Genomic DNA, 12,886 nt, shown 5'->3' with positions numbered 1-12,886 from the left:
TCAGCTATTAAAATATCACCAAAAGGTTTACTTACTCTTTTCCTTATATCTTACTAATATACTTTTATCATCTTTTATGAGTTCTTCACTCTTTAAATCAGCAAGTGCAAGTAAAACAGTGGCGATAGGAATACCTGGGGCAATCTCTTTTAATTTTTCTTCGAGATCTGCCGGAATCCTTACATTCATCAGACGGGCATTATCTTCCTTTGCCTTTACCTGCACGAGAGACATGATGTAAGGGTTGTTATCCCCTCCATGAGGACCATACTCATACTGCCAATAGGTATCATGTTTCCTGAAGGCGGTTTCTTCTGCGATTTTCTGAAAGTTGTTCAGATCATCCATCCAGCCAAGATTCTTACTCATTTTCGTTATCCTTATGATGTTGCTTTAGAGGCGGTAGCCTGAGCTTTCTTCTCTTTGAGCTGGGCGATGTATTTTTCAATCTTCATATCGATGTAGTCAGCAACATCTTTGAATTCATCACGAGCTGCGATTAGGTTCTCTAAACCGGATTTCTCGCTGAAGATAGTCATACCCATGCCATAGGCACGGCTGTAGCTTACTCGTTTCTTTATGTAGGGAACGACAGTAGATGACTTCTTGAAGTAAGACTTAGCAAGAAGCAGATCGTTTTCATCTGCCGGTAAAGGGAACACGGTTTCCAGCATTTCCCGCTGTTCCTTCTCTTTTATCTCTACACGGGAAGGAATGACGATATAGAGGCTGTTTGTCTTCTGTAGCTCTTTAACTGTATTGAGGGTGATTGAGTAGTTGGCAGCATCCAGGATAGTAGGGACAAGGATGATGTTTTGAATCTTACCACCAGGATTGATACCCGGTGCATGGTCATATATGACAGCATCAATGTCCCCTTTAACTTCATCGAGGCTTTTAGCTACCTGGAACGGGAGTTCTCTACCTGCGGCACGGGCTAAGTCAGCACAGACACAAGCACCGAATTGCGGGTCAAGATCAATGACTGCAATTCTCTTACCCAGAGATGTCAGATACCCAGCGTATGTCAGCGATAGGGTAGTTTTAGTTGAACCCCCTTTTTTATTCCAAACTGAGAATGAAATCATATTCTTTATTCCTTAATGGTATATGTGAGGTGACAGACGGCTGACCTGTGTATTGTCAGATTAGCACAATATCATATAATAGTATGAGTATAGTATAGCATGAGGTGCAAATGCAAGCATGTTATATACTATACTATCATATAATATGACAATATTAGGAGAATTCTATGAACAATACGGATGAGATAACCCAGCTAAATGAAATGCTGAAAAGAGTCGAAAAGCTTGTTTCTAACTTACCTGAGACAGAACAGATGATGTATCAGACCATGATCAAAGCGAAGCCTGATAGCCTGGAGCACTTGAAAACTATTGAGCAGATAGCCCAAAACAACATCGCTGATTCAGTCACCGATCATGATTTTGACGATTACATACCTGATACTTTCTACTCAGAAAAAGACAAAACAGAATTGAAGGAACAAGAGGTGCAAGTAGTTCCTGAGCCTGCCGAACCCGAACCTAACAAGCCAGTATCCATTGATGAACAGCATGAGCATAAGCCGGACATTAACACTGCACAGCCTGCCCGTGCAACTATAGAGGAAAGGGATAACGAAGATGAAAAAAAACCAAATCTGATGGGGATTTGCGATTTGAAACAGTTATCACAAAAGCTGAAAAATTTAGGCAGTAAAAAAACCATACAAAAACCTTCCCCCTCTCTATTAGACGATGAAGATTTTGAAGCCCTTGAGAAAGAGTTTAATGAGTTTGAAGGGGCAGGGCAAAGTATGGAGGCAAGCTTTGGTATTTCTCGCATGATGGACAGAGCAAGAGCAAAAGCCATTTTTGGTATGGATATAGTAAAGATAAAAGATCACCCCTCTTCTAATCAAAGATATTACCGTTTAAAAGATGGTTCAGTTGCTAAAGAAACTCTTGATAGCTTCCAGATAAAAACCCATGACATAAGAAAAAACATAGATACAATTGTTGCTGTAGCAAAAGAAAAAGGCTGGAAGAAGATAGAACTTAATGGAGGAAGGGCATATATCGAGCAAATGTATCTTGCTGCAAGAAAAGAGGGTTTGCTTGTGAAACCAATAGATGAAACTCAAAAATTCCTCTTTGAACAATTAGATAAAAGATTTAAACTTAATGAACAGAAGCAACAAAAAAGTGATAACGATTCAAGTTCTGTAAAGAATGTTGAAGAGGAAATTGAAGTTAAGAATGCGAGTGAAAAGAAAAACAAACCATAACAAAACCAAATCAATATATTGTTTCAGTATATCAATATATTGATTTTTTCTATTTTTATCCTATAATCACTTATATAATACCAAACAAAGAGAGGTGGATTATGGAAACTGCAACTATAAACAAACAAAGTGAATACAGAAACGAAATCGGGATTTTGAGGAAGAGGAAAATAGAACTTCTGACTAAAGCTTGCAGTGCAAAAGGATCTGATTATATTCATTTAATTCAGGAGATAAAAAATATTGAGGCATCAGCAAAAGCACTCAATAAAGCTTTAAGCGATCTCATGATGTAAATTATTAAACCTCTCTTTTATAAAGCACTCGCATGGGTGCTTTTTTTGCGACCAATTTAATAAACTCTATTTACAAAATAACAAAAATATATTATTAGTTTAATGTGTTATATATTAATAACACAATTAACAAAGAAAGGAGTTTATTTATGGAGTATTTATTATCGGGAATATCAAATAATAGCCTAAGAATGTTTCTTACATTGATTTTTATTGTTGTTTCAGCAGTAATGACTAAAGGAATATTATTGGAAATAATACCTGAATTAGTGAGTTCCGTTAAAGAAAGGAACAAATCAGCGATAGGGTATTACTCAGGTATATTTTTAGTTGCCGTTGCATGTGTTTATATTGGAGTAAGTAGCATAAATATACTTCTGATTGTTGATTCAAATAATCAGACTATTTTAAAAGGAGTTTAATATGTTAGAGCATAGACTACAAAATTTTAAGCAGGAATTAATCAGTGAAAGAATAAATGAAATTTCTCATTTCGTCGATACTCAATTTCAGGATTTAGAAAAAGCTGAAGAGCAATATCTTGATCAAGTAACCAGAAAAAGAAATCACTATCTTAATATGATAGATGAAATAAAAGATAAAAATCATCAAAAGTTGAGAAGGTTTCATAGAGGAGATCTTGAAGCCGCATATATTGCTGTAAAGACATTAGATCATAACTATTTTTCATTAAGTAATATAGAAGTTGATTTCAATACACCATTTTATATATATTATGTTGAAGGAGAACAGTATTTTTCTTATGATGAACTTGATATTGAAAGAATGATTGAAGATCCATACTCTTCTGAATATCATGCTCTGATACTCAAAACATGGCATTCTTCAGAATTAAAGAAAGCGGCTTATAACAACAAACTATTATTTATTGAAAAGAAGACATCTCTTGCTGAATGCTTGCTTAATAATAAATATTTCATTCATAATGATGAATATATATCAAAAGTTAGCAATTATCTTTTGGGATTAAAAAGATCAGGCTTTGAAGTCTTTTTTGATCTTGATGTGGGATCTTCTTATTTGGATGTATACAAACTATCTACTGATGGTTTGCCGCCAAAGACAGAAATAACAATTAAAAACTGCCTGATTAAAAATTCTCTGCTTCAAAATTGTTCTCTGCTGAATGAATTTTTGGGAAGGGGATATTTTGATATTGAGAAGAATATAGATAGCATCATCAGCATTGCAAGAGACAGAATCTATTACAGTGATTTTGATGATACAGGAGAAGCGAGAACCCTGCTGGAACCTATCAGAACCTTCTACCTTCTTCTTAAACACATTGACTCATTAAGCGATACGGTTAAAAGTGCGTGCTTTGAAAAAATAGTGTATTTCTACGAAATGAAAAGCACTACAAAAGTGTATAACAAAATCTTCTCAAACAGAGAGGTTATGATATTATACAATAAAATTGATAAGTCGATTACCCCTGAAAGATTTGAAATGAGGCAAAAACAGGAGAGAATCAAAAAATCCTGAGGCTAAGATTCAACATCTGAAGATATTCAAGAGAGCTAAAATCAAATGATCATACCATTCAGCGAAAGACTAAAGAGAATGGAAATTGAGCGGAACAGATTAATGCTCTCTTTTCGTTCCTGCGATTTGGACTCAATACTGAATCAGTGTGAAACACTCGAAAGCAAAAAAATATATTTAAATGAATCATCATCTGACTATCTATATCATTTTATCAACTATAACAATTGCGACAATTTCGAAAGCATTATAATCATTTCTCACCTTATTAATTTAAAAGCACCAATAACAAAAAATACTCAAAATCTATTTTTATCAAAATACCCTGTTGATAAATCTTTTAATAGTGATATTGTTAAAGAAATAGCAGCCAGATTGTTTTGCAAAAGAAAAGGTGTTGACCATGAATGATTTTTTTAAAAAACTGATAAGTAAGAAAGTAGAATCTAAAGATAATAATTTTGCTTTAACCGCTTCTACATTGAAAGTAGATCAGGTGAGAGAAAGTGAAATGTATGTGGTTTTTAATTCTTCAAATGAAGATAAAATTGATATAGCATTAAATTCTGTTGCAATCATTCAATACAGAAAAACACCTTTCAGGAAAGATGCAGTAGATTACATGTTCGGTAAAATGCTCGGTTTCGATAATATCAAAGAGCTTAACAGCAAAAGTCTACTACTGGCAGAGGAATCGCTCAAATACGGCTTTAAACCGCACTCTGACGGCTTAACATTCTTCTCTGATACAACCCCACAGAATCATAAAGAACTGGCTGAAATCATCAATAAAATGCATTCAGTTGCAGGTGTTGCAATGGAAGATGTGTTAATAAAATCTCAGCAAGCTACTGATTTTGATTTCAGATATTATTCTTTCCTTGATGCCTCCGAACTTGAAAATCTCTATGATAATAATGTTAGCATCGACGAAAGATGCATCTTTAACAGTGAAATCAGAAAACAATATCAGTTTATTATTTCTGAGAAGCAAAAGAAAGCCAGTGTTGACCATCAACATAAAAAGGGAAGTGATTTCAAGATATAAAAAAAGAGGCTTTAAGCCTCTTTTGCATTTTATTTTAAATCAAGCCATGAGTGATGGTGCGAAAGTAGATACAAGTATTTCGGCAGTAGCATTAAAGTTGATTAAAGCAACACCACCTATTAAGTGAACAAGTGCTTTTGGTAAAGTGGCTTCTCTGTTTTCTCTAAGTGCCACGGCTCTGAATATAAAAAAGCTTCTTATAAATGCAATATTACCTAAGAACACAAAGAATATTGTTACATATCCTATCCAATCCCAGAACTGTTTTACTCCGGCATTTTCTTGTGATCCTTTAGAGGAAAATATGTCAGAGGCTGAGTTGCTAAGAGAAAGGGTTTCTGATGCTACATCTATCTGAGTTGTTATTGTTATAAGTGCTGCCCCAATAAAAAAAAGCGATATAGGAACAATTGCTTTCGTTTGATTACCTACCATAGACATTTCTTTAAGCTTCATAAGTGCTGCACCACTTATTATCACTCCGCACAACATCGCAATACCTCTTGCAAGCTTAATTCCTGATTCCCAAGTGTTGGCTGAATTTTTAAACATATCAGCAATGTCTTCTGCTGAAGCAAATCTTGAGAAAAGAAGGAGGGATAGTATTAATCCTGTTTTAAAAAATACATTTTTCATCTTTAATTCCTTTTATAGTTATAATGTTTAATCACACTATTTTATTTACCACTAAAAAGGAATTAAGCAATATTACAGGATATAATATTTTATCGTTTTTTACTGACTGGTTTACTTGTCAAATTTAATGGTTTACTTATAAACCCCCAAACCGGAGGTTTATAATTTCACAGTGTTTTTCCTGATGGAAATGCCGTCATCAAAATCAATATTGGAACTAATCTCTTTGCCTTTATTTTTTAAATAAATACCTTGCTCTATTTTATCTCTCAACTCTTCGCTTACCGATATTTCTACACCGTTCGCTTTTATGTTGTTTAGATAAGTGCTGACTCCTAACGATTTCATATTGTGCTTTAACCTAATATCTGAAACCGCTTCATATACATTCATCAGTTTTTCAAAATCCTTTTCAAAGACATAATTTTTTGCTTGCTGACTCATTCCGTTCAAGCCGTCTTTATATGCATGTTTGTAAACGAAGGAGGCGAGGAAGTCAGAGAAAACATCATACTTTTTCTTTTCCATACTGTCGGGTTCTATCGTGTAAGCTCGTTCCTTATTACCATAGTAGATCTTGTCATGCTCCCCGAACCTGTCAACATTGTATCTTTTATCATTCAGCATGTTTAAACCTCTTCATTCTCAGCTTTAGCTTTTTCCGCTTTATTCATTTTGTCTAACTTACATAAAACAGGACCGTATGTAATAATAATTAAAAGCATGGGTATAGATGATTCTTTTGTATAGCCTGACATACCTAAAACAAACCATGCAGCAAGAAGGGAATGAATAAGAAATGAAAATAAAATCGAAATTTTTTTATCATCAAAAACTCTTTCCGCCATTTTATGAAAATCTTTAAAATACTCTTTAGTCTTACAAACTCCTAATTTAATTATACTCATGTTATTTTCCTTTTGTTTGAAATTAATAATCAGGTAATATTATAACTACCTGATTATATTTAAATATATAATTTCATTTCTGTAAATAACTGAGGTTATTTAAATGATTAAAAGGTTAACTTTTTATCGCTAACGGTTAACCCTTTCTTTTAATTATCAAATCGTAGGCTTTGCATATAAGATCAAAATTTAGTTTCCCCGTATAGTGCTCAAGCTCTATCTGGTCATCCAACTTTTTAATTATCACTTCATCAAAATCATTCATTTTGACTTCGAGATTATCAAATATCGCAGTGCTTTCTTTTACACCTTCGCAATCTTCATAATATTTAATCCCGTTCTCCTCATAGAAAACCATAACCTTTAAAGTTTCAATGTGGATAATTTCAGGGAAAGAGATCTTTTCTTTTTTAGTAACCTGTATGGCAACTAAATCGCTTTCCTTTCCTTTTGAGTCATAAAACATGCTTAAAGCAAAAGAATATTCAGGGCTTGCACTCAGTGAAAAATCTTTTATTAATTGATTTTCATAACCGCTTTCTTGATTTTTGTTCATAATATTAATTCCTTTTAAAATTTAGGTTTTTTGGTTTGTTTGTTATCTTCTTCGATAACATTATCTTCCTTGTTTTCGCTCTCTACCTGAGATTGCTTTGCGAGGATTCTTTCTTTAATGAACTCTGAGACAGGTAAGTCCGGGTTTGTCTGATACTGATTTACCAGCTCCAGCTCCAGGGCATGTATGATCTTAGCCGCCGTCTTGTCTGCATTGAACATTGCCCGTTCGACGGCTTCACGGTCAGTTTTGAGGTGAGAAGCCCATCCGAAATCATAAACATCATGATTAGCTGAAAAGCTCTCCTGGCTCTCTTCTGTTGTCATCACTACATTGAAGTGGTTAAGCACTGCCTGAGCGGCAACATTCGCTACAAGCTCTTCCTCAGCTCGTATGCGGTCATCTCTCCCGTAGTCCCTGAGACTATCCCTGTTAAACCTGTCTTCATGCCCCCAGGAGTGAGCTATCTCATGTGCCAGGGTAGACATTTCGTTTACAGGAGACTTAAAGAACGGGGAAGGAGGTATGTTCACTACATCATGCGAAGGTGAGTAGAACGATCCACTCTTAGAAGTGAAACTTCCTGTTCTGAGAACCCTCACTGGAGAACTTGCCTCAAGAGCACTTACCAGAGTGCCTATGTGCTCCTCTGTGGGCTTTTCTGTGTTAATCCTCATGTTTCTCTTCAGACGGTCTGAAAGCTCGCCTGTGAAGTCTGAGAGCATGAACACAGGGCTGATTGTCTGCGAGGCTCGATAGAACTGATATTCTTTGTATGTGATCTTGCCGGTTCCAGTTTCTTCTTCTCGCTTATCGAAGGAAACCAACTGTCCAAAACTTTTCAGGATCTGGTAGCTCTTAGAACCCTTTTCGATCTGCAAACCTTCCTTCTCTGCCTGCTTGTAGGTCATAAAGAAGGGTAAGCCTGAATACTGGTTTTTCGGTCTGTCGTCATTTACTGCCCTTGCAAAGATCTGGTGTGCAAGATGAACAGTGTTTGATTGCGAGTAAACTACATTGCTTGAGATATTTATCGCTCTTGAGAAGAAAACAGGGGATAACCAGGCGGGTTTTTTATCAGGCAGTTGTTCAAATGAGTTTAAAATCTGAGTTAACCTGTCTTCTGTGAAAGTGCTTAGTTTTTCTGCTTTATCTTCTTTAGCCTTTTTAGCTTGTTCTTTTGTGTATTTCTTAAATGCCATATTACAATCTCCTTTTTCTTATTGGTGCTTCACTGCTTTGTATACTTCTATTTATCAATTCTTTTTCATTTTGCGACTGAATGAACCCTGTTAAATCTCCAAACACACATTTAAATTCTTCGATTGATAAGTCAGCATCACTATCGAAGGGATTTAGCTCTATGAAGTGGTTTAAATATGCGGTTTTACAAAACTCATTAATGTCATTTTTTGACGGGTAGCCATCCATTTGATCGGGAACAGCATTAAAGGCTTTACGGGCATTATCAAAGAATTCGCTATCGCAATAAGCTGTATCTCTCTGATTCCTGTAATCCATCAAAAAATCCTGTAGAGTGGATATTTTAAAGAAAGTATCTTGCTCTAATTTATATTTCAATAAAACCTTATCCATAACTGAAACAAGAAGAAGTTTAACTCTCTGCTCTTCATCTTTTATTGAATCTTTTAGAAAGCTCGCTATTTTAACATATTGATCAAAAGATTTATCTAAGTAGAAATCAGAAACAAGATCAACAATTTCTTGAGGTGAAATAAGTAAACCGTCTTTAGTGCAAATTAAATTATAGTAGTCATTTTCTATTGAGTTTAGCTGCTTCTCATTATCACCAGGTTCAATAAGATTCAAAAAGTGTGAATGCTTAATAGTGGAATTACTCTCAGACATCAAAGGATGATTTGCCCATACATGAGTAAAATTAGCATGAAAGAAGTAAGATATTTTTTCGGATAAATTATTGAGCTTATCTATCGTGTCTTTATTTGTATTTAATATTTTCATTTTAACCTCTATTTTAATTGATTGCTTTAGTTGCCAATTCACAAAGGCAAGGCAAAGACAAGAAAAAGACAGGAAATAAATAAACAAAATAAACAGCCAACTTAATTTCACTTAGAGCCTCATTAACTTTGTCTTTATAAGTCGTTTGAAACCAACCATGCATTCTGTCTTCAATTTTTGTAAAAAATATTTCAAGTTTTAGCTTTAAAGATGCAAACAAAGAAAATGAAATACATGCACAGGAAAGGTAAAGTTTGAAATCTGAGTATATAAGCATAAAGCTACCATGAATATCTAAACCGATTAACAATTGAAGCAAAAAACCTATACAAAATGGAAAGATACAATATGCTAATGCTTCTTTCAAAAATTCTTTACCTCTTCTTTTTTTAATGCTGAAATGGTATAACTTTTTTGAGTTATATATCCACATATGGAAATTGTTAAAAACAAATCCTTTTTTATGAAAAAGCATTAAATTCTCCTTTTTGTTATTAGGCTTTTATTATCAGGGTTAGCTTCAGGCAAGCTGTTTTCAATAAGTGTGGTTTCAAGCTGTGCAATAACTTCACCCAAAACTTTCAAACCAGATTCTTTCTTTAAGAAAAAACCAAGTTCATAATTAACTGAGTCAATGGCGATTTCTATTACATCACTTACTTTAACAAATTGACCTTCTGGGGTTTTTAAGAATTCACTGTAAGATGCACTTAATTTAGTCAAACCCTCCTCAGTTGATGGAGGTTTACCATTCTGAAAAGAAAGATAACTTTGCAAACCATTAGTCTTTATAAACTCAATATTTATATGAGATTTAATGTCTTCAATTAAGTTCATAAGGATTTCTGTAGTGTCAGCCATATTACAACCTCCTTTTTTTAGATGGTTGTTCGTTGTCGATATCACTATAGTTAACAGTCTTATTTATATTCAACTTTTCGATAGCTGCTAAAAGCTCATTAGGGTAAGTAAGTCTGTCCTTAATCTTTGTATAGCTATCAAGTAGTTTTTCTCTTGTATCAGAATCTGGAGAGACTAATGAAAAAACTCTGTCAACTTCAGACATTACTTCATCGTCAAAGGGTGCTCTTAGTTTCCTGAGATATTCAAGAAGGAAATGATCTTTATTGCAAGAAGAAATTTTATTTCCGAAGGTAGTTATGAAATTTTCAAAAAACATGTTTGAATCAATATCATGGTAGATATAAAAAATTATGGAGTGGTAATTGAACATTTTTCTGTTAGGGCTTAACTTATCGACACCGTAGAATGAAGATAAACAATCATCAACCATCTTCTTATATTCGTCATCATTCAAATTTCTGTTTTTATCTTCAATTGCTTTTTTCAATTCATAGAAAGGCTGAAACAGAGCCTTTGTTTTATCTGAGGTTTGTATTTTCCTGACCATATTATTTTCCTTATATAGTTATTTATTTTAATCACATTAATCATTTAATTTATTTATATTAAATCGTCAAATATTTGTGATATTAAATTAAAAATAATCTGGCTATTTCTGATAAGAGGAAAACCCGAAAGGCTGAATGGTGAACTCATAGAGGAAAAGTCACCGCTATTTTGGTGACTTTTGAGGGGTTAACGAAGGTGAGCGGTGATAGTGTCTTTAGTTGCTTCTGTGCTTGCCAGAACGGTTCTAAGCGAGTCTGTGAGCATTACATACCATTCAGTTAGGGTAGAATCGTCTATCTCTGCTGGGAAGCTCTCTAAAGCCTTACTGGTGTGTATAGTCATCAATGGTTCTGCATAGGACAGTAAACCGCCGCCGAAGAGCTTACGATACACGATAGCCCGCCTGTAATCGCTACTAACCAGGCTGTAATCCGTTTCAGTCTTGAGCTTATCCAGAAAATTTCCGGGTTCTAAAATTTTGTGTGTTTTGCGGATGATCTGATAGTTATCAATACCAGACATAAAGGATTCAATATCTACATATCCAAATCGCCTGATTTCTTGCCTTACTTCCTTGTTCATATAAAAGCCTCCTTTTTTATTTACTTAGTTTCTTATAATGCATTAGTGGTTAAAGTAAATTACTGTAGGAGGCTTTCTTACCAAACGGTATACATACACCAATAAGCGGAGGACTTATAACCTTTTTTTCCTCCTGGGCTGTAAATCTTCAGGAGCAATAAACTCTTCTATTAGAGCTTTCTCTTTTTTAACTAAGTGAGCTTTATAGTGGTCATGAACATTAACAGACATTAAGCTCATAATATTAAAATTATCATAATTAATAACATTAGGGTTACAATCTAAATCAATAAAGAATTTAATTACTGTATCGCAACTATAGCAGCTTAGGAATATGCTGTCGCTATAAGATTTTATACTATTCATTTTAGTAGCAATCTTTTTTAACATCATTTTTGTTTTTTTAATATAGTCATCATGATCTGAGCTATTTCTATAATAAGCTATGCATAATAGCAATTTATAGTATTTATCATCATCGGAAGAATACAAGTCTTCTTTGAATATATTCTGATAATAATTATCTATAAAGTATATGAATTCATCGACATCCGCTGTAGCAAGAGCATAATATAAATGGTCATTTTTGTCTCTTTTGTTTTTAGGGCATAGTGGGTTTTTTAAATAATATTCCCCAACATAGTCTGTATACCAACGCATTCTACAATCCTTCAATGAAGAATTAAGAACACCGTCTAATGAAAAACCATGATCATGAAGAATTTTAAAATTTATTTTCTCATATTTTAAAATGCTTTCAGCAGAGCAATTATACCTTTCCATTTTAAATTCTAAACCGCAAGTTAATAATTCTAAAAACCTGCCGCGAGGACTATCTAAAACATTAATACTGTCAGTAAACATATCAGTAAGTGCTACCCCTTTTTCAATATAAAAATTAATGATCTTATTGAAGGTTGAACTATGCAGATATGTTGTATAACCATCCATACCATCATCAAGATTTGAAATAGGACTTGATTTTAAAATATCTAAAAAGATAGATTCACTTTCCTCTCCTGGAATAATTTTAATATCATTGCTTTTACTAATTCTGTATAATAAGAAATTAATTAGCATTCTTTCAGAACAATCATTAGCAAGAGTTCCCACCTTGAAACCTGACTTGATGTAAATAGGAATGCAATCTAACGGTGCATCAAATATGGGGTAATGTTCACAGCGGATGTCATCAAAGAAAATATCTGCACCGTTAGATATTAATTTGATGGTTTTTAATTTATCGGAAGCATAAAACAAAGGGGTTTTACCTTCTTTGTTTATCTGATTCACATCAGCTTTCATTTCATTTATGAAATAATCAACCTCAGAGGCTTTGCAATTAAATAGAGTGATTCCTTTTTTAGGTTTCTTCTTACTATTCTTTTTCTGCTTCTTTTTCGTGTTTTTGCTAAGAAACTTTAGCTTATTAATTATTGTTTTTATCATTACTTACTCCTTTTTAAAATTCCCTTGAATATAAAGCTTCTACACCATCAATTTTGTCTACTATCTTTATAGCCATATAAATTAATGACTGGCTTATAGTTAAAACTGCAACTGATGCAAAAATAACTAAAATTGTTTTTTTGATCGGAATCTCTTTTACTCTATTAATCACTTTCATAGTATTTCTCCTTTTTGTTTTTTTAAAAAAACAATCAC

General features: G+C 33.7%; 19 protein-coding genes. 5 read left to right on the top strand and 14 right to left on the bottom strand.

Features of this window, described 5'->3' with window-relative positions; all coding sequences use genetic code 11:
• Positions 1 to 27 precede the first annotated feature (27 nt).
• Together ACQG0S_RS24300 and ACQG0S_RS24295 are read right to left on the bottom strand one after the other, a co-directional pair.
• Positions 28 to 369 carry a hypothetical protein gene (locus tag ACQG0S_RS24300; protein WP_426750957.1) on the bottom strand — a complete coding sequence of 114 codons (342 nt, stop codon included), beginning with the start codon at positions 367 to 369 and terminating at the stop codon, positions 28 to 30.
• A gap of 11 nt (positions 370 to 380) precedes the next feature.
• The gene (locus ACQG0S_RS24295; RefSeq protein ID WP_426750955.1) at positions 381 to 1,088 is read right to left on the bottom strand and encodes a ParA family protein; all 708 of its coding nucleotides are present in this window, start codon (positions 1,086 to 1,088) and stop codon (positions 381 to 383) included.
• A gap of 167 nt (positions 1,089 to 1,255) precedes the next feature.
• Here ACQG0S_RS24295 and ACQG0S_RS24290 point away from each other — a divergent pair, with 167 nt between their 5' ends.
• From ACQG0S_RS24290 to ACQG0S_RS24270, 5 genes are all read left to right on the top strand, one after another.
• The gene (locus ACQG0S_RS24290; RefSeq protein WP_426750953.1) at positions 1,256 to 2,293 is read left to right on the top strand and encodes an LPD7 domain-containing protein; all 1,038 of its coding nucleotides are present in this window, start codon (positions 1,256 to 1,258) and stop codon (positions 2,291 to 2,293) included.
• 101 nt (positions 2,294 to 2,394) lie between these two features.
• Positions 2,395 to 2,589 (top strand): hypothetical protein, encoded by a 195-nt coding sequence (locus ACQG0S_RS24285; protein WP_426750951.1) that lies wholly within the window; start codon positions 2,395 to 2,397, stop codon positions 2,587 to 2,589.
• 149 nt (positions 2,590 to 2,738) lie between these two features.
• Positions 2,739 to 3,011 (top strand): hypothetical protein, encoded by a 273-nt coding sequence (locus ACQG0S_RS24280; protein WP_426750949.1) that lies wholly within the window; start codon positions 2,739 to 2,741, stop codon positions 3,009 to 3,011.
• Position 3,012: 1 nt separating this feature from the next.
• Entirely contained in the window at positions 3,013 to 4,095 is a 1,083-nt protein-coding gene (locus ACQG0S_RS24275) for a hypothetical protein (RefSeq protein ID WP_426750947.1), read from the top strand.
• A gap of 403 nt (positions 4,096 to 4,498) precedes the next feature.
• Positions 4,499 to 5,143 carry a hypothetical protein gene (locus tag ACQG0S_RS24270; protein ID WP_426750944.1) on the top strand — a complete coding sequence of 215 codons (645 nt, stop codon included), beginning with the start codon at positions 4,499 to 4,501 and terminating at the stop codon, positions 5,141 to 5,143.
• Positions 5,144 to 5,182: 39 nt separating this feature from the next.
• Here the strand turns inward: ACQG0S_RS24270 and ACQG0S_RS24265 are convergent, their stop codons facing one another.
• The 12 genes from ACQG0S_RS24265 to ACQG0S_RS24210 all read right to left on the bottom strand — a co-directional run.
• Positions 5,183 to 5,779, bottom strand: coding sequence for a hypothetical protein (locus ACQG0S_RS24265; RefSeq protein ID WP_426750942.1), 597 nt, complete (start codon positions 5,777 to 5,779; stop codon positions 5,183 to 5,185).
• Between the two features lie 159 nt (positions 5,780 to 5,938).
• Positions 5,939 to 6,406 (bottom strand): hypothetical protein, encoded by a 468-nt coding sequence (locus tag ACQG0S_RS24260; RefSeq protein WP_426750939.1) that lies wholly within the window; start codon positions 6,404 to 6,406, stop codon positions 5,939 to 5,941.
• 2 nt (positions 6,407 to 6,408) lie between these two features.
• Positions 6,409 to 6,687, bottom strand: coding sequence for a hypothetical protein (locus tag ACQG0S_RS24255; protein ID WP_426750937.1), 279 nt, complete (start codon positions 6,685 to 6,687; stop codon positions 6,409 to 6,411).
• A gap of 136 nt (positions 6,688 to 6,823) precedes the next feature.
• Complete coding sequence (locus ACQG0S_RS24250) at positions 6,824 to 7,243, bottom strand: hypothetical protein (RefSeq protein WP_426750935.1); 420 nt, start codon at positions 7,241 to 7,243, stop codon at positions 6,824 to 6,826.
• Between the two features lie 14 nt (positions 7,244 to 7,257).
• Positions 7,258 to 8,445, bottom strand: coding sequence for a zincin-like metallopeptidase domain-containing protein (locus tag ACQG0S_RS24245; RefSeq protein ID WP_426750933.1), 1,188 nt, complete (start codon positions 8,443 to 8,445; stop codon positions 7,258 to 7,260).
• A 1-nt stretch (position 8,446) separates the two neighbouring features.
• On the bottom strand, positions 8,447 to 9,226 hold the full coding sequence (locus tag ACQG0S_RS24240; protein WP_426750931.1) for a hypothetical protein: 780 nt from the start codon (positions 9,224 to 9,226) through the stop codon (positions 8,447 to 8,449).
• Between the two features lie 13 nt (positions 9,227 to 9,239).
• Entirely contained in the window at positions 9,240 to 9,701 is a 462-nt protein-coding gene (locus tag ACQG0S_RS24235; protein WP_426750928.1) for a hypothetical protein, read from the bottom strand.
• A complete protein-coding gene (locus ACQG0S_RS24230) occupies positions 9,701 to 10,087 on the bottom strand; it encodes a hypothetical protein (protein WP_426750926.1) in 387 nt (128 codons plus the stop codon). The genes ACQG0S_RS24235 and ACQG0S_RS24230 overlap by 1 nt, the downstream gene beginning before the upstream one ends.
• A 1-nt stretch (position 10,088) precedes the next feature.
• Positions 10,089 to 10,637 (bottom strand): hypothetical protein, encoded by a 549-nt coding sequence (locus tag ACQG0S_RS24225; protein WP_426750923.1) that lies wholly within the window; start codon positions 10,635 to 10,637, stop codon positions 10,089 to 10,091.
• 188 nt (positions 10,638 to 10,825) lie between these two features.
• A complete protein-coding gene (locus ACQG0S_RS24220) occupies positions 10,826 to 11,221 on the bottom strand; it encodes a hypothetical protein (RefSeq protein WP_426750920.1) in 396 nt (131 codons plus the stop codon).
• 114 nt (positions 11,222 to 11,335) lie between these two features.
• The gene (locus ACQG0S_RS24215; protein WP_426750918.1) at positions 11,336 to 12,670 is read right to left on the bottom strand and encodes a hypothetical protein; all 1,335 of its coding nucleotides are present in this window, start codon (positions 12,668 to 12,670) and stop codon (positions 11,336 to 11,338) included.
• A 13-nt stretch (positions 12,671 to 12,683) separates the two neighbouring features.
• Positions 12,684 to 12,886 (bottom strand): hypothetical protein (locus ACQG0S_RS24210; RefSeq protein ID WP_426750916.1); only part of this gene is annotated, 203 nt, incomplete at its 5' end.

It is taken from the genome of Enterobacter cloacae complex sp. 418I7 (genome assembly GCF_050030705.1).
Taxonomy (GTDB): Bacteria; Pseudomonadota; Gammaproteobacteria; order Enterobacterales; family Enterobacteriaceae; genus Enterobacter; species Enterobacter intestinihominis.
The sequence above is the reverse complement of the archived record's forward strand: the minus strand, read 5'-3'. Positions and strand labels throughout refer to the sequence as shown.